Here is a 17670-nt window from a genome sequence, read left to right as displayed (position 1 = left end):
CGCCGCACCGCCCCCAGGGCCCGGTCGTCCTTGACGTTCAGGCCGTCCACCACCACCTCCCCCTCCTGGAAGTCCTCCAGGCGGTTTATGCAGCGGATGAGGGTGCTCTTCCCCGAGCCCGAGGGGCCGATAATGACCAGCTTCTCCCCGGGGGCCACCTCCAGGTGGATCCCCTTGAGCACGTGCAGGGAACCAAACCACTTGTGCAGGTTCCGGATGCGGATGATGGGCTCCACCGCGCTCATTTTCGCACCCGCTGGACCAAATAGACGAGGAGGAAAAGGCCGAGGCCGAGGGCGTCCGTGACAAGCCCCGGCACCACCAGGGTGAGGGCCGCGGCCAGGAGGAGCGCCCTTTCCCAAAGCCTCGCGGGCTTGTGCAGGAAACCCACGAGGGCCGCGCTGAAGGCGGTCATGCCCAAAAGGGCGGAGAGCACGATCCAGGCCCCTTCCGGGACGCTTCCCACCCCAAGGAGGAGGAGCTTGGGGCTGAAGAAGAACATGTAAGCGAGGAGGGCGGTCCTGAGCTCGTACACGAAGCCCTGCACCGCCGTCCTCCAGAAGTCCGACCGGGCGATGGCGCTCGCGGCGTAGGCGGCCAGGGCCACGGGGGGCGTGGAGTCTGCCATGATGCCGAAATAGAAGACGAACATGTGGGCGGCCACCGGGGGCACCGGGTAGCCCGCCTTCTCGGAAAGCTGCAGGACCACGGGCACCACCAGGGAGGCCATGACGATGTAGTTGGCGGTGGTGGGGAGGCCCATGCCGAGGAGGAGGCTCGTGAGCTGGGCGAGGAGGAGGACCAGGATGAGGTTGCCCCCGGAGAGCCTTTCCACGATGTCCGTGAGCCCGAAGCCGATCCCGGTCATGGTCACGATGCCCACGATGACCCCCGCGGTGGCCGTGGCCAAGGCGATGCCCACCATGCCCCGGGCGCCGGCCTCGAGGCCCTCCAGGATGAGCCTCCCCCCCCGGAGGAGCCCGAAGCCCACCCCCGCCCCGCCCCGCCAGGCCCGCCACACCTCCTGGGCCAGGATGAGGGCCAGCATGAAGAAGACGGTGTTCAAGGCGGCCCGCTCGGGGGTGAGCCTCAGCCCCACCAGGGCGTAGAGGAGGTAGGCGAGGGGAAGGAGGTAGTGGGCCCCGGAACGGAGGATGGGCCCAAGGGGGGGAAGCTCGGCCCGGGGCACCCCTTTGAGGCCCAGCTGCAGGGCCTCGAGGTGGACGGTGATGAAGAGGGTGGCGTAGGCGAGAAGGGCGGGGATCAGGGCGATGAGGATCAGGTCGCTATAGGGGATGCCCAGGAACTCCGCCATGATGAAGGCGGCGGCCCCCATCACCGGGGGCATGAGCTGGCCGTTGGAGGAGCTCGCCACCTCCACGGCCCCCGCCTTCTCCGGGGGGTAGCCCACCCGCTTCATGAGGGGGATGGTGAAGGTGCCGGTGGTCACCACGTTGGAGACCGAACTCCCCGAGACCACCCCCGTGAGGGCGCTGGCCACCACCGCCGCCTTGGCCGGCCCCCCGCGAAGGTGGCCGAGGAGGGCGTAGGCCGCCCGGATAAAGAAGTGCCCCGCTCCCGCCTTCTCCAAGAGGGCCCCGAAGAGGACGAAGAGGAAGACGAAGGTGGCGGAAACCCCCAAGGGCACGCCCCAGATCCCCTCGGCGGTGGTGTAGAGCTGGCCTATGAGCTGGCCCCACTGGCTCCCCGCGTGGAGCTGGAGCCAGGGGGGAAGCATGTAGGGGATCAGGCCCTTGGGCCCGGTGAGGGCGTAGAGGAGGAAGGCGGAGGCGATGATGGGCAAGGCGGGCCCCACCACCCGCCAGCTGGCCACAAAGAGGACGAGGAGGGTGAGGCTCCCCAGGAAGACATCCCTTGAGCTGGGGATCCCGCCCCGGAGCTGGGTGATGCCGTAGTAGTCCCACACCACGTAGAGGGCCCCCACCACCCCCAAAAGGGCCAGGAGCCAGTCCCAAAGGGGGATCCGGTCCCTCGGCCCCCTCCGCCCTGGGTAGGCGAGAAAGGCCAGGGCCAAGGCGAAGGCCAGGTGCACCGCGCGAAGGCGCATGGGGTCCAGGGTGCCGAGCTCTGTGGCCCAGAGCTGGAAGAGGCTCCAGGCTACGGCCAGGGCCACGAGCAGGTAGCGGGCCAGGCCCCTGGGCTTCCGCCCCCCGAGCTCACTTTCCTCCACCAGAAGCGAAGCGTCCTGCGCCATCCTTCCTCCAGGCGAAGGGGGCCCCAGGCGGGGCCCCCAGGGCCTTCGTCCTCAGCCTACTTCAGGACCCCCAGCTCCTTGTAGAAGCGCTCCGCCCCCGGGTGCAAGGGGATGGGCAGCCCCTTCACCGCCTTCCGCATATCAAAGAAGCGCTCCAGGTTAGGGTGGATTTTCTTGAAGGCCGCCTGGTCGGCGAAGACCGCCTTCATGAACCTGTAGACCGTATCGGCGGAAAGCTTCTCCGAGGCGATGAGCATGGCCTGAACCGCCACCGTGGGGGTGGTCACGTCCACCCCCTTGTAGGTCTCCCCGGGGATGTTGAAGCCCACGTAGAAGGGGTACTTCTTGGCGATGGCCTGGACCCGGTTCAGGTCCACCGCCACCAAGGTGATGGGCGTGGTGAGGGCGAGCTGCTGGATGGCGGAAGCCCCCAGGCCCACGGTGTAGAAGAGGGCGTCCGCCCGCCTGTCCTGCACGAGTTGGATGCCCTGGCCAGCCCCCACGCGAATGGTCTGGCCCAGGTCCTCAAAGCGGAGGCCGTAGGCCTCGAGGATCTGCCGGGCGTTTTGCTCCGTGCCCGAGCCCACATCCCCCACCACCACCCGCTTGCCCTTGAGGTCCGCCACGGTGCGGATGCCCGCATCGGCCCGGGCCACGATGTGGACCACCTCGGGGTACAGGGCGGCCAGGGCCCGGATGCCCTTCACCGGCTTGCCCTCAAAGGCGGCGATGCAGCACCCTTGGTAAGCGTAGTAGGCGATGTCGTTCTGGGCCAGGGCCATCTCAAACTCCCCGGCGGCGATGGCGTTGATGTTGGCCACGCTGCCCCCCGTGGAGCGGGCGTTGGCCCGGATGCCCACGCCCGCGTCGTTCACCAGCTTGGCCATGCCGGTGGCTACGGGGAAGTAAACGCCGGTGGTGGAACCGGAGCCGATGGTGATAAACTCCTGGGCCAAGCCTAGCCCCAGGAAGGCCATACCCGCCAGCAACACGCGCTTCACTCGCATAACCTTGCACCTCCTTAACGCCTCAGTGAGTATACCCACGGGCCCTACCCCTCCACAACCCCTAGCGGCCCACCCCCTTGAGCCGCCTCTCCAGCAGGTTGGTGAAGAAGGTGAGCACGGTGGTGAGCAAGAGGTAGATGGCGGCCACCGCCAAGTAGACCTCCACGGGACGGAAGGTGGCGGAGATGATGCGTTGCCCCGAAAGGGCGAGCTCCGTGAGGGCGATGGCGCTGGCCAAGGAGGAGTCCTTGAGGAGGGCCACCACGTTGTTCACCAAGGGCGGCACCACGATGCGCAGGGCCTGGGGCAGGATGACGAAGCGCATGGTGTCGGCCGGGGAGAGCCCCAGGGACCAGGCCGCCTCCCACTGCCCCTTGGGGATGGCCTGGATCCCGGCCCGCACCACCTCGGCGTTGTAGGCCCCCACGTTGAAGGAAAGGGCGATGAAGGCCGCCCAGTAGGGGGTTAGGGCCTGCTGGGCCTCGGGCCAGAGGGGCCTGAGGAGGAGGGGTAGGGCGTTGTAGGCGAAGAGGATCTGCACGAGAAGGGGCGTGCCCCGGGTGACCCAGATGTAGAAGGTGGCGGGCAGGCGCACCCAGGCCCGGGAGGAAAGACGAAACATCCCGGCAAAGACCCCGATGACGAGCCCCGCCAGGCTGGAGATCAGGGTCAGCTTGAGGGTGATCTCCGCCCCCAAGGCCATGGCCTGGGAGGCGGAGGCCGCCCGGTCCGGGCCAAACCCCGTGAGGAGAAAGTACGCCTCCAAGGCCCAGGCCAAGAGGGCAAAGAGGGCCAGGTACCCCGCCAAAAGCAGGGCAAGGATCAAGAGAACGCGCAACCAAAGGGGCATCGTTGGGACAGAAAAGGGCCCAGGGTCAGTTTCCTTTCCCCGGGCCCAGAAGGGCTACTTGCAGCGCACGTCCTCCCCAAACCACTTCTTGGAAATCTGGGCGTAGGTGCCGTCCTTCATCAGGCCGGCAAGGGCCCCGTTCAAGGCCTCGAGGAGGCTCTTGTTCCCCTTGGCCACCGCCATGGCCACCCGCTCCTGGAAAACCAGCTCGCCGAGCTGCAAGGTGTTCTCCAGTTTCCTCTCCTTGATGGCCTCCTTGGCCACGAAGCGGTCGGTGATCCAGGCGTCCAGGCGGCCCGCCAGGAGGTCTTGAAGGGCATCGGGGTCCTTCTGGTAGGTGCGCACCTGCTTGATACCGGGGATCTTCTGGGCGGCCTCCATGTACGTGGTGCCCAGCTGGACCCCCACCACCTTGCCCTGAAGCTCCTTGGGGGTCTTGGGGCCCCCTTTCCGGCTCACGATGATGCCGCCGGTGCAGTAGTGGGGGTCGGTGAAATCCACCGCCCTGGCCCTTTCCTCGGTGATCCCGTGGGAGGCGATGACGAAGTCAAAGCGGCCCTGGTTCAGCTGGATGAGGAGGCTGTCAAAGGCCTGGGTGATCCAGGTGGCCTTCAGGCCCAGCTTCTTGGCGATGGCGTTGCCCAGGTCTATCTCAAACCCGGTGAGCTGGTTCTTTTCGTCAAAGTAGTTGAAGGGGGGGAACGCCCCCTCCGTGCCGATGCGGATCTCCCCCGCCCGCCTGATCTGGTCCAGGCTCCGCACCTGGGCCAACGCCACGGCCAACCCCAACACGCCCAAGAGCACAAGCACCCTTTTCATGTGTATCCTCCCCTGTGGCACGGGCCGATTATACCTAGGCGGCCCCTAGGGTCAAGGCGGCCTTCAGGCCCACCGCACCCAGACGAGCTGCCCGGTGATGGGGTGCCTGAGGGCGAGCCGCACCCCGTAGGCGTAGCTCCCAGGCCTGGGAGGACGGTAGCGCACCTGGAACCCCTCCGGGCCCGGCTCCATGGGCACCAGATCCAGCTGCCCGCTGGAGCGGCGCACCACCAGCTGGACCTCCAGGAAGGGCCTAAGGGCCTCCGGCACCTCCCCCTCCAAAAAGGCCCGCACCCCCATGGAGGACCCGTTCAGGGTAAGGTCCCCGGGGGCCTCCGCCCGAAGGGCCAGGCCATTCAGGACGGGAAGCCCCTGGTGAAGGGCCTCCAAGAGGGCCCTCTGCTCGCGGGCCCCCTTGGCCCAAGCCCCCGCCCGCTCGTAGAGGGCCAGGTAGTCCCGCACCATCCGGGCGGCGCTGAAGTGGGGGCCGATGGTGCGCAGGCTCTCGTGGACCATGGAAAGCCAGCCTGAGGAGTAGCCCTCCGGCCCCTTGGCGTAGAAGAGGGGGAGCACCTCGCCTTCCAGGACATCGTAAAGGGCCTGGGCGTCCGCCATGTCCTGGGCCTCCTCGTCCTCGTAGGTGCGCTCGTCCCCGATGGCGAACCCGTTCTTGCCGTTGTAGGCCTCGGCCCACCAGCCGTCCAGGACGCTCAGGTTCAGCACCCCGTTCAGGGCGGCCTTCATGCCGCTTGTGCCCGAGGCCTCCATGGGACGGCGGGGGGTGTTGAGCCAGACGTCCGAGCCGTGGACCAACACCCGGGCCAGGTACATGTCGTAGTCCTCCAGGACCACCATGCGGTCCTCGAGGCCGTACTCCCGGATCTTGGCCACCAGTTCCTGCAGGTAGGCCTTCCCCGGTTCGTCCTTGGGGTGGGCCTTCCCGGCGAAGACGAACTGCACCGGGTAGGGGCCCCGCAGGATCTTCAGGAGGCGCTCCGGATCCTTGAAGAGGAGCACGGCCCGCTTGTAGGTGGCGAAGCGCCGGGCGAAGCCGATGGTGAGGGCCTCGGGGTCTAACGCCTTTTCCGCCTCCCGGAGGCGGCCTGGGCTTTCCCCGTTGCGGCGGCGCTGCTCGTAGAGGCGGGCCCGCACCTCCCGCACCAGTTCCCCCCGGAGGTCCTTGTGGATGCGCCAGAACTCCTCCCCCAGGCCCTCCACCTTCCAGGTGGCGGGATCCTCGGGGCGCGCAAGCCACTCGGGGCCGAAGACCTCCGCGTAGTGCCGGCGGAGCCTGGGGTGGAGGAAGGTCCAGGTGTGCACCCCGTTGGTGACGTGGCCGATGGGCACCTCCTCCGCCAGGAGGTCCGGCCAGAGGTGGTGGAACATCTCCCGGGAAACCTGCCCGTGTAGCCGGGACACCCCGCCCGCCTGGGCGCTGGTCCTAAGGGCCAGGTTGGACATGGAGAAGACCTTGCCCCAGGGCTTCTCCTCCAGGCCCAGGGCCAAAAAGCCCTCCCGGGGGATGCCCATCTTCTCCCAGAACCCGCCCAGGTAGCGCTCCACAAGCTCTAAGGGGAAGGCGTCGTGCCCCGCGGGCACCGGGGTGTGGGTGGTGAAGAGGGCCCCGGCCCTGGCCAGCTCCAGGGCCAAGGGGAAGGGGTGGCCCTCGGCCACCAGCTCCCGTACCCGCTCCAGGCCCAGAAAGGCGGAGTGGCCCTCGTTCATGTGGAAGACCTCGGGGGAAAGGCCCAGGGCCCTCAGGAGCCTGACCCCGCCGATCCCCAAGACCATCTCCTGCTGGATCCGCACCTCCAACCCCGGGGCGTAGAGCCGGGCGGTGATGGCCCGGTCCTCGGGGGCGTTCTCCGGGAGGTTGGCGCTGAGGAGGTAGACCGGCACCGCCCCCACCTGCACCCGGTAGGCGGACAGCCAGACCGTGCGCCCGGGAAACTCCACCCCCACCCGCAGGGGCCGGCCCTCCCCGTCCTGCACGGGATGGAGGGGGAGCTCCTCCGGGAAGAGGGGCTCGTAGACCTCCACCTGCGCCCCTTCCCGGGTGAGGCGCTGGTGGAAGTAGCCCTCGTGGTAAAAGAGGCCCACCCCCACCAGGTTCAGGCCCAGATCGCTTGCGGCCTTCACGTGGTCCCCCGCCAGGACCCCCAGCCCCCCCGCGTAGATGGGCAGGGAGCTGTGGAAGCCGTACTCCGCGGAGAAGTAGGCCACCAGAGGCCCCCGCTTGGCCTCCCGTTCCCGCAGGTAGGCCCGCAAGGCCGCCACCACCGCCTGGACCCGGGCGGGGTAGGTGGTGGCGCTCAAGGCCTCGAGGCGGGCGGGATCCGCCTCCAGGAGAAGCTTCACCGGGTTGCCCCGGAAGCGCTTCCAAAGCGAAGGGTCCACCTCCTGGAAGAGCTCGGAGGCCTCCGGGTTCCAGCTCCACCAGAGGTTATACGCCAGCTCGCGAAGCCCGCGCAGGGGCTCGGGAAGCTGGGGCATGGCCGTGATATGCCCAAGCGTTCTCACAGGGGGGGATTATACCTCGCAGGGGAAAGCCTCACCGCAGCCTCCGCCACAGCTCGGGGCTAAAGAGGAGCACCACGGGGAGGATCTCTATGCGCCCGGCCCACATCTGCAGGATGAGGACCAGCTTGGACCAAGGCTCAAACCCCCCGTAGGAGCCCATGGGCCCGATGGGGCCCAGGCCAGGCCCGATGTTGCCGATGGCCTGGGCGCTGGCGGTGAAGGCCACCACGAAGTCCCCCTCCAACAGGGCCAGGACCAAGGAGCCGAAGCCGAAGAGCACCGTGTAGAGGAAGACGAAGACGGAGACCTGCCGCAGGGCCTCCTCGGGGACCACCCGTTGCCCCAGGCGCAGGGGGAGCACCGCCTGGGGGTGGAGGGTGCGGGTGATCTCCCGCCGCAACAGGCCGAAGAGGAGGAGCCAGCGCACCACCTTGATCCCCCCGGCCCCGGAGCCCGCGCTCCCGCCCACAAACATGAGGAGGACCAGGATGGCCTGGGCCGGGACCACCCACCCTGCGAAGTCCACGCTGGCGTAGCCGGTGGTGGTGACGATGGAGACCACCTGGAAAAAGGCGTGGCGCAGGCTGGCCTCCATCCCGTAGAGGTGGTGGGTGTAGAGGTACAGGGCCAAAAGCGACCCGGCCAGGAGCACCAGCACCGTGTAGGCCCGGAACTCCGCGTCCTTCAGGAGGGGCCGCACCTCCCGGCCGAAGAGGAGCCGGTACTGCAGGAGGAAGTTGACCCCCGCCAGGAACATGAAGAGGCTTCCCGCCCACTGGGCCAGGGGGGCGTAGGCGGCAAAACTCTCGGGGTTGGGGCTGAACCCGCCCGCGGGGATGGTGGTGAGGGCGTTGGCCAGGGCCTCAAAGAGGGGCACCCCCGTCCCCCAGTAGGCCAAGAAGGCCAAACCCGTAAGGAGCACGTACACCCGCAGGACCGCCTGGGCGGTATGGCGCAGCCTGGGGGTGAGCCGCTCCTTCTCCACCCCCGTGGTTTCGGCGAAGAAGGCCTGGCGGCCCGCCACCTGGAGCTGGGGAAAGACCACCAGGAAGAGCACCACGATGCCGATACCCCCCATCCACTGGGTCAGGCTGCGCCAGAGGAAGAGGCTTTTGGAGAACTGGGAAAAGTCGGTGAGGACCGTGGCCCCGGTGGTGGTGAAGCCGGAAACCGCCTCAAAGAGGGCGTCCAGGTAGCTCAGGCCCCCCGAGAGCCAGTAGGGGACCGCCCCCAGGGCGGGCACCAGGATCCAGAGGAGGGCCACGGCGGCGAACACCTCGGCCCGGCGGGGCTGGGCCTGGGGATGCCCGAGCCCCTGCAGCCCCTTGCCCAGCCCCACCCCCAGCACCGCCCCCAGGGCGAACCCCCTGGGGTCCTCCCCCCAGCCCAGGGCCAGGAGGGCGAAGGCGGCCAAGAGCAGGCCCAGGCCCTGGTAGCTGAGGCCCAAGAGGTAGAGGCTGGACCGCCACCCTTCCTTAGCCGACGATGCGGGCCAGGGTCTCATCCGCCACCTCCCGGGCCGCCACCAGGAAAAGCTGGTCCCCGGGGAGGGCCTCGAGGTCCTCCCGGTAGAGCATCACCCGGTGGTCCCGCTCCAGGGCCACGGGGGCCACCTTGGGGCTGGCCAGGGCCTTGAGGGGCCGGGGCCGGAAGCCTTCCGCCAGCTCCACCTCCAGGAGCTCAATGTTCTCCTCCATGGTGGACACGTGCTCCACGTTCTCCGGCCCCAGGAAGTCCAAGACCGCCCGGACCGCCGCCTGGCGGGGGGTCAGGGGCAGGTCGATCCCCACCTGCTCGAAGAGCCTGCGGGTCTCCGGGCGGGAAACCCGGGTGATCACCTTGCTCACCCCGAGCTGCTTGGCCAGGAGGGAGGCCAGGAGGTTCTTCTCGTCGTTGTCGGTCACGGCCACCACCGCGTCCGCCTCCTGCATCCCCTCCGCCTCCAAGAGCTCCAGGTCGGTGCCGTCCCCCTGGATGATGAGGGCCCCGGGGAGCTCCTGGGAAAGCCACTCGCACCGCTCGCGGTTGGGCTCGATGACCACCACCTCCAGCCGCCGCCGCAGGAGCTCCTGGGCCACCATGAACCCCACGTTCCCCCCACCGATGACCATGACCCGGCGCACCCCCCGGCCGGTGGCGAAGTAAGCCTCCAGCTCGGGGAAGGCCCGAAGCGTGGTCACGAAGAGGAGCTTGTCCCCCGGTTCCAGGACCAGGTCGGGGAAGTCCGGGTGGGCGAAGCTCAGGAAGGCGCCGTCCCGCACCACCCCCACCACCAGCACCCCCTCGGGCCAGAAGAGTTCGGCCAGCAGGCGGTGGGCGTAGGGCCCCCCCTCCTTCACCCGGTACTCCACGAAGCGGAGCCGGCCCCCCGCCAGCACCTCCGTGTCCACCGCCCCCGGCACCAGGATCACCTCCACGATCTCCCGGGCCATGGCCCGCTGGGGCCAGAGGACCTTGTCGATGCGCGTGCCCAGGATCTCCGCGGTGCGGGGGTCGGTGAGCACCTCCACGTACCCCCCCTTCCCCACGAAGCAGAGCGTCTCCTTGGCCCCCAGGCCCTTGGCCAGGAGGGAGGCCAGGAGGTTGATCTCGTCGGAGTCGGTGCTGGCGATGAAGAGGTCGGCCCGGTCCACCCCCGCTTCCCGCAGGGTGTCGGGGTCGGTGGCCCCGCCCACCACCACCTTCACGTCCAGGTGGGCGAAGCGCTCCCTGGCCTGGGGGTTGCGGTCAATGACCACCACCTCGTGGGCCCGCTCCAGGGTACGGGCCAGCTCCCCCCCCACCTCCCCGCCCCCGGCGATGACGATGTACATACCGCCCCTATCCTAAACCTGCACCCCGTAGAGGTCGTAGGTCTCGGCCCGGGTGATGCGCACCGGGATCCTCTCCCCCACCCGCACGGTGCCGTCCGTCTCCACGTAGACCACCCCGTCTATGCCGGGGGAGTCCCGGTAGCTCCGTCCCACGGCGAGGCCGGGCTCGGGAAGCTCGTCCACCAGGACCTCCAGGGTCTTGCCCACCAGGCGCCGGTTCTTCCTGAGGCTCACCCGGGCCTGTAGCTCCAGAAGCCTCGCCTTGCGCTCCTCCTTCACCTCCTCGGGCACGGGGTCGGGCAGGGCGTTGGCCTCGGCCCCCTCCACCGGGGAGTAGGTGAAAACCCCCACCCGGTCCAGCTCCGCCTCCTCCAGGAAGTCCAGGAGGATCTGGAAGTCCTCCTCCGTCTCCCCGGGAAAGCCCACGATGAAGGTGGAGCGGAGGGCAAGCTCCGGCACCACCTCCCGCCAGGCGCGGAGGGTCCGCAGGTGGCTCTCGTACCCCCCGGGGCGGCGCATGAGGCGGAGGATCCGGGGGGAGGCGTGCTGCAGGGGCACGTCCAGGTAGGGGAGCACCTTCCCCTCGGCCATGAGGGGGAGGAGGTCCCTCACGTGGGGGTAGGGGTAGACGTAGTGGAGCCTGATCCAGACCCCGAGCTCCGCCATGTGGGCGAGGAGGTCCTTAAGCTCCGCCCGCACCGGCCGACCAGCCCAGAGGCTCTCCCGGTGCCCCAGGTCCACCCCGTAGGCGGAGAGGTCCTGGGCGATGAGGAGGAGCTCCTTGGTGCCCGTGGCCACGAGCCTCGCCGCCTCGGCGAGCACGGAGGCGGCGTCCCGGGAGCGGAGCCTCCCCCGCAGTTTGGGGATGATGCAGAAGCTGCAGCGGTGGTCGCACCCCTCGGAAAGCTTCAGGTAGGCGTAGTGCCGGGGGGTGAGCTTCACCTGGGGGGGGACGAGGTCCAAGAAGGGGTCCCTGGGGGCGGGAAGCACCTCCTGCACCGCCTCCAGGACCCTTTCCACCTCCCCGGGGCCCGTGACGGCGAGCACCTGGGGATACTTAGCCCGGATGACCTCGGGCCTGGCCCCGAGGCACCCCGTGACCACCACCTTGCCGTTTTCCTTGAGGGCTTCCGCGATGGCCTCGAGGCTCTCCTCCACCGCCTCGTTGATGAAGCCGCAGGTGTTCACGATGACGAGCTCCGCCTCCTGGTAACTGGGGCCCGTCTCGTAGCCCAGGGCCTTGAGCCGGGAGAGGATCTGTTCGGAGTCCACCAAGGCCTTGGGGCAGCCCAGGCTCACAAAGCCGATCTTGGTCATAGACCTCCTGGAGCCCACGCTCCAACGAGGAAGGAGTATAGCCTTTACCCGGGGTCTGGCGCTAGGGGAAGCGTCGGGTGAGGGGCTTGCCGGGCTCCCCCAGAGGCCCCTGGTCCTGCCCGTCCAGGATCACCCGCACCGCCCCCGGGTTGCCGGCGCGCACCTCCACGGGGAGGTCAAAGGCAAGCTCCGCCCCCACCTCGGGGATGCCCTCGTAGAGGCGCTTCTCCCCCTGCGTGACCCTAAGCCAGCTCCGGCCCTCCAGCCGCAACACCAGCTTGCCCTGGGGGGCTAAAGGGGAAGGGCCGCTGGAGGGGGTGGGTTTGGGGGCCAGGCGGAAACTCAGGGAAAGGTCTTCCTCCAGGACCACCTCCTTCTCCACCGTCTCGTAGCCCGCCAGGTCCAGGCGCACCACCCGCTTTCCCCCCTCCAGGGGAGGGGACTGCAAGGGGGTCTGGCCCAAATAGAAGCCGTCCACGTAGACCCGGGCCCCTGGGGGCTCGCTCACCACCCGGAGCCGAAAGCGCTCCGGGGGCTTCGGCGGGGGTTCGGGGGGGAGGGTGACCACCTGGGCCGGGGCGGGGCGCAAAAGGAGGTAGGCCCCGTAGCCCAAGGCGCCCAGGAAGGCCAGGGCCAGGAGCCAGGCCCAGGGCATCCCCCGCGCCGGGCGCCGGGGAGGGGGGGCGGGCACCTCCGGCTCCCTGGGGCTGGGGAAGAGGGCCAGGAGGGGGGCGGGGTCCAGGCCCAGGAGCCGGGCGTAGCGCCGGAGGTAGCCCCGGACCAAGGCGGGCTCGGGAAGCTCCTCAAAGCGGCAGGCCTCGAGGGCCTCCAGGACCCGGACCTTTAGGGAGAGCCGCTCCGCCGCCTCCTTCAGGGAGAGCCCCCGCTCCTCCCGGGCCCGGCGCAGCCTTTCCCCCAGCTCGCACACAAGCCTATTCTAGCCCGGCGAGAGCCAGGGCCACCCGGGCCGCCAGGCGGGCGTTTTCCAGGAGGAGCCTCCGGTTGACCCGGTCCGTCTCCCCCTGGGAGCGGCGGGAAAGCTCCCTCAGCAGGTAAGGGGTGAGGGCCTTGCCGAAGACCCCCTCCTGGGCCGCCTGGCGGCTCGCCTCCTCCACCCAGGCCGCCACCTGCTCGTAGGGCAACCCCTGGGAGACGGGGTTCACCAGGAGGACCGCCCCCAGGCCCAGCTCCCGGGCCTTGCGGTAGACCAAGGCAGCCTCGAGGGGCGTCTCCACCCGGGCGGGCACGGGGAAGGGGGAAGTGGGGGCGAAGAAGGCGGGGAGGTGGTCCGTGCGGTAACCCACCACGCCGACCCCTAGGGTCTCCAAACGCTCCAGGGTGGCCCGGAGGTCCAAGATGGCCTTGGGCCCCGAGGAGACCACCAGGATGGGGGTGCGGGAGAGGGCCAAGAGGTCCGCGCTCTCGTCAAAGGGCTCGGGGTGCACCCCGCCCACGCCCCCCGTGGCGAAGACCGCGATGCCGTGGCGGTGGGCCAGGTGCGCCGTGGCCGCCACGGTGGTGCCCGCGCTCTTCCCCTGGGCGAGGAGGGCGGCCAGGTTCCAGAGGCTCGCCTTCTCCGCCCCCCCTTGGGCCAGGGCCTCCCGCTCCTCCGGGGAGAGGCCCACCCGCACCTCCCCCCGCACGAGGGCGATGGTCTTGGGCGTGGCCCCCTCGGCCCGTACCGCCTCCTCCAGGGCCTCCGCCGTGTCCCGGTTCAGGGGGTAGGGAAGGCCGTGGGTGAGGACCGCAGACTCCAGGGCCACCAGGGCTTCCGCCATGGGGGCAGGATACCACTCACACCTCCGGCCAGACCAGGACCTCCTCCCCCACCTTAAGCCCGTGGAAGAGGAGGAGTTCCGGGGCTAGCCTGAGCTCCACCCCCACCCCCTCAGCCCCCTCCACCGCCAAAAGCACCTCCCGCGCTCCCTTCACCCGCACCTGGCGGAAGGGGCCGTAGTGCTCCCGCCAGGTGGCGAGGAGGAGGGCCTCCACCTGGGCCCCCTTGTGCCCCAGGACCACCTTGAGCCTGACGGTGCGGGGGACCCGGGGCAAGACCGCCACCAGGCGCAAACGGGCCAGGTGCCCAAGGCGCCTCATCACCTCGCCCAGGGGGAGGGAAAGCCCCGCGGCCAGGTCCAGGGCGCTCCTGCCCGGGCCCAGGGCCAGAAGGAGGGAGAGCTCCACCGGGTCCAGGGTGGCCTGGACCGCCTGCGCCTTAGGCTCAGGCCGCACCAGGTCAAAGGGACCCACCTCCACCCCCTCATCCAAGAGGCGCACCGCCTCCAGGAGGTAGGCCTCCAGGGGCCCTTCCAGGGAGCTCAGAGGGGGCCTTACGGAAAGCAGAAAGCGAAACCGCCCCTCCTTTAGGGCCAGCACCTCCAGAAGGGCCTCCTTCCCCACCTTGCCCAGGAAGGCGGCGTGCACGGGCCTGCCCCGTTCCAGGTAGACCTCGCCCCGCTCGCGCCCCACCTCCACGGCAAAGACCCCCGTCCTGCCCCCCTGGGCCAGGAGCTGCAGGAGGTCAATGGGTCCTAGGAGGCGGAAATCGCCTTCCATAGTGGACCGAGGTACCCTTCTCCGAAAAGGTGGACGTGGGCCAGGAGGTAGTAGACCTGGTAGCGGGGTAGCGCCCGCTCCACCTCCTCCGGAATGGGGTACAGGGCCCGGTAGGCCCGCCAGAACTCCCCGGGGAACCCCCCGAAGAGGGCCATCATGGCCAGGTCCACCCCCCGCTCCCCCACGAAGAAGGAGGGGTCCAGGAGGGCGGGGCCTTCCCGGGAGAAGTGGACGTTGCCGCGCCAGAGGTCCCCGTGCAGGGGGGCAGGGCCCTCGGTGGGAAGCGGCCTTCGGAAGAGGGCCTCCACCTTGGGGGCGAGCTCCCCCAGGGTCTTCCAGGTGGCCTTCAGGAGAGGCTCCACGCACCGCAGGAAGAAGAACTCCGTCCAATCCCCCCCCGCCCGCCCGGGGAGGGGAAAGGTGCCCAGAAAGCCGGGCTCGGCCCGGTACTCGGGCTCGCGCTGGCGGTGCAGGGCGGCCAGCATGCCCGCCAAGGCCTCCCAATCTGGGGGGCCTTCCGGCAGGTACTCCAGCAAAATCCCCTCTTCCCCCGCAAAGTACACCCGGGGCACCCGCACGCCCCGCGCCCCCAGGGCGGCAAGCCCCCGGGCCTCCGCCTGGAACAGGCCCCTAGGCGCCCCCTCCGCCACCTTGGCCACGTAGGGGCCCACCCGGTAGACCCGGGCGATGTCCCCGCCGTGGAGGGGCTGGACAGGGGCTTGGACCTCAAGCCCCGCCCGGCGAAAGAGCGCCCAGGGCTCCATCCCGCTCCAGGTGTTCCAAAAAGGCCCGGCACGCGGCCTCCACCGTCCAGTAGGCCTCGAGGCAGTCCTCCAGGTCCCCGTAGTAGGGGTCCTTCACCTCGCCCCCGCCCAGGTAGTCCAGGAGGAGCCGGGCCTTGCCCCTGGCCTCGGGGAAGCGCCGCTCCACCTCGGCGAGGTTCTCCCGGTCCATGGCCAGGATGTGGTGGTAGAGGCGGGCGTCCTCCCGGGTCATCTGCCGGGCCACGTGGGGGAAGTAGGCCCCTTCTCTCTCCAGCACCCGGCGGGCCCGGGGGTCCATGGGCTCCCCCTGGTGCCAGGCCCCGGTCCCCGCAGAGTCCACGAAAAACCGGTCCTCGAGGCCCCGCTCCCGCAGGAGCTTGCGAAAGGCCCCCTCGGCCAAGGGGCTTCGGCAGATGTTCCCCAGGCAGACGAAGAGGACCCCAATCCGGCGCTCCATGCCCCCATGATACCCGCCCTGAGGGGCTGGGCCACCCGCGGCCTTCCGCCCCCCGCCCCCGCGGGCAAGCCCCTTTGGGGTACTTCAGTAGGGCACCTCGGCCAGCACCTCCGTGCCCTTCCCCGGCGTGGAGCGCACCAGGAAGCGCCCACCCCGGGCCTCCACCCTTTCCCGCATCTGGGTGAGGCCGAAACCCCCAAGCCCCTGGGCCTCGGGGTTTTGGAAGCCCTTGCCGTTGTCCCGCACCCAAAGCCTCGCCCCTCGCTCCCCCAAGGGCTCCAAGACCACCTCCACCCGGCTGGGTTTGCCGTGTTTGGCCGCGTTGGTGAGGGCCTCTTGCAGGACGCGGAAGAGGACCAGCTCGCTGGCCTGGGAAAGCCCCACCCCCTCCGGGAGGGAAAGGTGCACCCGGAAGCCCGCCTGCTCGGCGAAGGCCTGGGCGTAGCGGCGCACGGACTCCAGGAAGCCGTAGCGCTCCAAGTCTATGGGCCTTAGGGCGAAGATGCTCCGCCGCACCTCGCGGATCTGCCCCCTAAGGGTTTCCTTGACCTCCGCCAGGGCCTTCAGGGCCGCCTCCCGGTCCTTGTCCCAAAGCCGTTCCGCCAGGTCCAGCTTCAGGGCCATGAAGGCCAGGCTCTGGGCGATGCCATCGTGGATCTCCCGGGCGATGCGGGTGCGCTCCTCGTTGATGGCGAGCTCCTCCGCCTTCAGGTAGGCCTGGGCGTTCCTCACCGCCAAGGCCACCTGCGAGGCCAAGAAGGAGAGGAAGGGGATGCGCCGGGAAAGGTCCTTGCCCTTCACCACCAGCACCCCCACGGTCTCCCGGGCCTTGAGGGGCAGGGCCAGGGTATCGGGCGCCACGAAGATGGGACCCGCCAAGGCGCCTTTCCAGGGCCCTTCCGGCAGGAAGGGGTGGCCGGGCAGGGAGAGCCCCCTGACCACCCGGGGAAGGAGGAAGCCCTCCTCGTCCAAGAGGAGGACCCCGGCCCCCTCCGCCTCGGCCCAGGCCTGGATCCGCTCCAGGAGGCCTTCCAGGAGGCGGTCCAGGTTGGCCTCCGCCTTCAGGGCCTGGTCCACCTCAAAGAGGGTGAGGCGGTCCCGGCTTCGGGCCACCACCGCCTGCAAGGCCCCCGCCACCTCGTGGGCCAGCACCTCCAGGAAGGCCCGCTCCGGCGCCGGGGGGCAGGCTTCCAGGAAGCCCCTGAGGCCGGGCAGCTCCACCCGAACTCCCCCGCACTCCTCTCCGGCGCGCACCCCTTCCGCCTCGAGGGCCACCGGATAGCCCAGGGTCTCCCCCAGGACCCGGGCCACGCGGTGGACCGCCTCCTCCAGGTTCTCGCTCTCCAGGGCCTCCCGAAAGGTCCGGCCCGCCGCCTGCAGCCGCCGGTTGGCCTCCTCCAGGGCCCGCTCGGCCCGCACCTTCTCCAGCACCTCCTGGGCGATCCACTCCAAAACGGCGTAGGTGACCAAAGGGCCCACCAGGGCGTAGAAGCCCAGGCGAAGCCAGAGCACGCTGTCCACATGGCGGTAGGGCAGCAGGGCGAGCTCAAAGACCACCACCACCGCCGCGATCAGGGGCGGCAGAAGCCTCTGGGCGAGGCGGACGAGGCGGTAAAGGTTATGGCTGGCCATCCTTCTTCCCCATCACGTACCGGCTTTGGTGCAGAAGCCCCCTGAGGAGTTGCACCTCCCCGGGAGAGAGCCTGGCCTTGTGGAAGATGCGCCGCAGGCGGCGCATGGCGTAGGGGTAGCGGTGGGGATCAGTGAAGCCCGTCTCCAGAATGTACCGGCCCAGGTCGGCGAAGAACCCCTCCAGGGCCTCCACCCTGGCGAGCTCCTCCAGCCCGGCCTCTCCCCCACCGGAAGCCGCCTTGAAGAGCTCGTAGGCGAAGACCACCACCGCCTGGGCCAGGTTCAAGGAGGGCTGCTCGGGGGCGGTGGGGATGGTACCGATCAGGTGGGCCAGGTCCAGCTCCTCGTTGGTGAGGCCAAAGGTCTCGCGGCCGAACACCAGGGCCACCTCCCCCGAAACCGCCCGCACATGCTCTGGCACCTCCCAGGCAGGCACCACCGGGGCCGGGTAGAGCTCCCGGGGCCTGCCCGTGGTGGCCACCACCAGGCTCACCCCCTGAAGGGCCTCCAGAAGGCTTTGGGCCGCCACCGCCCGGTCCAGCACCTCCTCCGCGTGCACCGCCAACCAGTACGCCTCCCGGGCCCACGGGGGGCCCACCCTCGGGGCGGGATTGACCAGGTAGAGCCGGGAGAGGCCGAAGTTCCGCATGGCCCGGGCCACGGCCCCCACGTTCATGGGCTCCTGGGGCTCCACCAAGACCACGCGCACGCGGCTCAGCA

General features: G+C 69.7%; 16 protein-coding genes. All 16 read right to left on the bottom strand.

Going from position 1 to position 17670, the window contains the following annotated elements; translation table 11 throughout:
• On the bottom strand, positions 1–245 hold a 245-nt coding region (locus ACYQ0J_RS04275; protein ID WP_460170936.1), incomplete at its 3' end, for an ATP-binding cassette domain-containing protein.
• Positions 242–2215 carry a TRAP transporter permease gene (locus ACYQ0J_RS04270; protein WP_460170935.1) on the bottom strand — a complete coding sequence of 658 codons (1974 nt, stop codon included), beginning with the start codon at positions 2213–2215 and terminating at the stop codon, positions 242–244. The genes ACYQ0J_RS04270 and ACYQ0J_RS04275, both read right to left, overlap by 4 nt.
• Before the next feature lie 56 nt (positions 2216–2271).
• The gene (locus ACYQ0J_RS04265) at positions 2272–3222 is read right to left on the bottom strand and encodes a TAXI family TRAP transporter solute-binding subunit (protein WP_460170934.1); all 951 of its coding nucleotides are present in this window, start codon (positions 3220–3222) and stop codon (positions 2272–2274) included.
• A 61-nt stretch (positions 3223–3283) separates the two neighbouring features.
• Entirely contained in the window at positions 3284–4072 is a 789-nt protein-coding gene (locus ACYQ0J_RS04260; protein ID WP_460170933.1) for an amino acid ABC transporter permease, read from the bottom strand.
• A 54-nt stretch (positions 4073–4126) separates the two neighbouring features.
• Positions 4127–4891, bottom strand: a complete 765-nt coding sequence (locus tag ACYQ0J_RS04255; RefSeq protein ID WP_460170932.1) for an ABC transporter substrate-binding protein — start codon at positions 4889–4891, stop codon at positions 4127–4129.
• A 63-nt stretch (positions 4892–4954) separates the two neighbouring features.
• Entirely contained in the window at positions 4955–7411 is a 2457-nt protein-coding gene (glgP, locus tag ACYQ0J_RS04250) for an alpha-glucan family phosphorylase (protein ID WP_460170931.1), read from the bottom strand.
• Positions 7412–7442: 31 nt separating this feature from the next.
• Positions 7443–8915, bottom strand: coding sequence for a TrkH family potassium uptake protein (locus ACYQ0J_RS04245; RefSeq protein WP_460170930.1), 1473 nt, complete (start codon positions 8913–8915; stop codon positions 7443–7445).
• Positions 8887–10224 carry a Trk system potassium transporter TrkA gene (gene trkA, locus ACYQ0J_RS04240; RefSeq protein ID WP_460170929.1) on the bottom strand — a complete coding sequence of 446 codons (1338 nt, stop codon included), beginning with the start codon at positions 10222–10224 and terminating at the stop codon, positions 8887–8889. Before trkA ends, ACYQ0J_RS04245 begins: the two co-directional genes overlap by 29 nt.
• A 12-nt stretch (positions 10225–10236) precedes the next feature.
• A complete protein-coding gene (rimO, locus tag ACYQ0J_RS04235) occupies positions 10237–11541 on the bottom strand; it encodes a 30S ribosomal protein S12 methylthiotransferase RimO (protein ID WP_460170928.1) in 1305 nt (434 codons plus the stop codon).
• 61 nt (positions 11542–11602) lie between these two features.
• Positions 11603–12469, bottom strand: a complete 867-nt coding sequence (locus ACYQ0J_RS04230; RefSeq protein ID WP_460170927.1) for a RodZ domain-containing protein — start codon at positions 12467–12469, stop codon at positions 11603–11605.
• 4 nt (positions 12470–12473) lie between these two features.
• Complete coding sequence (locus tag ACYQ0J_RS04225) at positions 12474–13319, bottom strand: pseudouridine-5'-phosphate glycosidase (RefSeq protein ID WP_460170926.1); 846 nt, start codon at positions 13317–13319, stop codon at positions 12474–12476.
• Positions 13320–13335: 16 nt separating this feature from the next.
• Complete coding sequence (locus ACYQ0J_RS04220; RefSeq protein WP_460170925.1) at positions 13336–14097, bottom strand: DUF4388 domain-containing protein; 762 nt, start codon at positions 14095–14097, stop codon at positions 13336–13338.
• Positions 14073–14861, bottom strand: coding sequence for a fructosamine kinase family protein (locus ACYQ0J_RS04215; RefSeq protein WP_460170924.1), 789 nt, complete (start codon positions 14859–14861; stop codon positions 14073–14075). The genes ACYQ0J_RS04220 and ACYQ0J_RS04215 overlap by 25 nt, the downstream gene beginning before the upstream one ends.
• Positions 14824–15318: a low molecular weight protein-tyrosine-phosphatase gene (locus tag ACYQ0J_RS04210; protein WP_460170923.1), complete on the bottom strand. Its 495-nt coding sequence runs from the start codon at positions 15316–15318 to the stop codon at positions 14824–14826. Before ACYQ0J_RS04210 ends, ACYQ0J_RS04215 begins: the two co-directional genes overlap by 38 nt.
• Before the next feature lie 84 nt (positions 15319–15402).
• Positions 15403–16950 carry a sensor histidine kinase gene (locus tag ACYQ0J_RS04205; protein WP_460170922.1) on the bottom strand — a complete coding sequence of 516 codons (1548 nt, stop codon included), beginning with the start codon at positions 16948–16950 and terminating at the stop codon, positions 15403–15405.
• A complete protein-coding gene (locus tag ACYQ0J_RS04200; protein WP_460170943.1) occupies positions 16937–17668 on the bottom strand; it encodes an RNA methyltransferase in 732 nt (243 codons plus the stop codon). The genes ACYQ0J_RS04205 and ACYQ0J_RS04200 overlap by 14 nt, the downstream gene beginning before the upstream one ends.
• Between the last annotated feature and the right edge of the window lie 2 nt (positions 17669–17670).

Source organism: Thermus sp. FJN-A (assembly GCF_054655095.1).
The sequence above is the reverse complement of the archived record's forward strand: the minus strand, read 5'-3'. Positions and strand labels throughout refer to the sequence as shown.

What these genes read in the sequence shown, in the direction of transcription:
- ACYQ0J_RS04270 (WP_460170935.1), bottom strand. Translation starts at nt 2,215, where the DNA reads ATGGCGCAGGACGCTTCGCTTCTGGTGGAGGAAAGTGAGCTCGGGGGG.
- ACYQ0J_RS04265 (WP_460170934.1), bottom strand. Translation starts at nt 3,222, where the DNA reads ATGCGAGTGAAGCGCGTGTTGCTGGCGGGTATGGCCTTCCTGGGGCTA.
- ACYQ0J_RS04260 (WP_460170933.1), bottom strand. Translation starts at nt 4,072, where the DNA reads ATGCCCCTTTGGTTGCGCGTTCTCTTGATCCTTGCCCTGCTTTTGGCG.
- ACYQ0J_RS04255 (WP_460170932.1), bottom strand. Translation starts at nt 4,891, where the DNA reads ATGAAAAGGGTGCTTGTGCTCTTGGGCGTGTTGGGGTTGGCCGTGGCG.
- ACYQ0J_RS04245 (WP_460170930.1), bottom strand. Translation starts at nt 8,915, where the DNA reads ATGAGACCCTGGCCCGCATCGTCGGCTAAGGAAGGGTGGCGGTCCAGC.
- trkA (WP_460170929.1), bottom strand. Translation starts at nt 10,224, where the DNA reads ATGTACATCGTCATCGCCGGGGGCGGGGAGGTGGGGGGGGAGCTGGCC.
- rimO (WP_460170928.1), bottom strand. Translation starts at nt 11,541, where the DNA reads ATGACCAAGATCGGCTTTGTGAGCCTGGGCTGCCCCAAGGCCTTGGTG.
- ACYQ0J_RS04225 (WP_460170926.1), bottom strand. Translation starts at nt 13,319, where the DNA reads ATGGCGGAAGCCCTGGTGGCCCTGGAGTCTGCGGTCCTCACCCACGGC.
- ACYQ0J_RS04220 (WP_460170925.1), bottom strand. Translation starts at nt 14,097, where the DNA reads ATGGAAGGCGATTTCCGCCTCCTAGGACCCATTGACCTCCTGCAGCTC.
- ACYQ0J_RS04215 (WP_460170924.1), bottom strand. Translation starts at nt 14,861, where the DNA reads ATGGAGCCCTGGGCGCTCTTTCGCCGGGCGGGGCTTGAGGTCCAAGCC.
- ACYQ0J_RS04210 (WP_460170923.1), bottom strand. Translation starts at nt 15,318, where the DNA reads ATGGAGCGCCGGATTGGGGTCCTCTTCGTCTGCCTGGGGAACATCTGC.
- ACYQ0J_RS04205 (WP_460170922.1), bottom strand. Translation starts at nt 16,950, where the DNA reads ATGGCCAGCCATAACCTTTACCGCCTCGTCCGCCTCGCCCAGAGGCTT.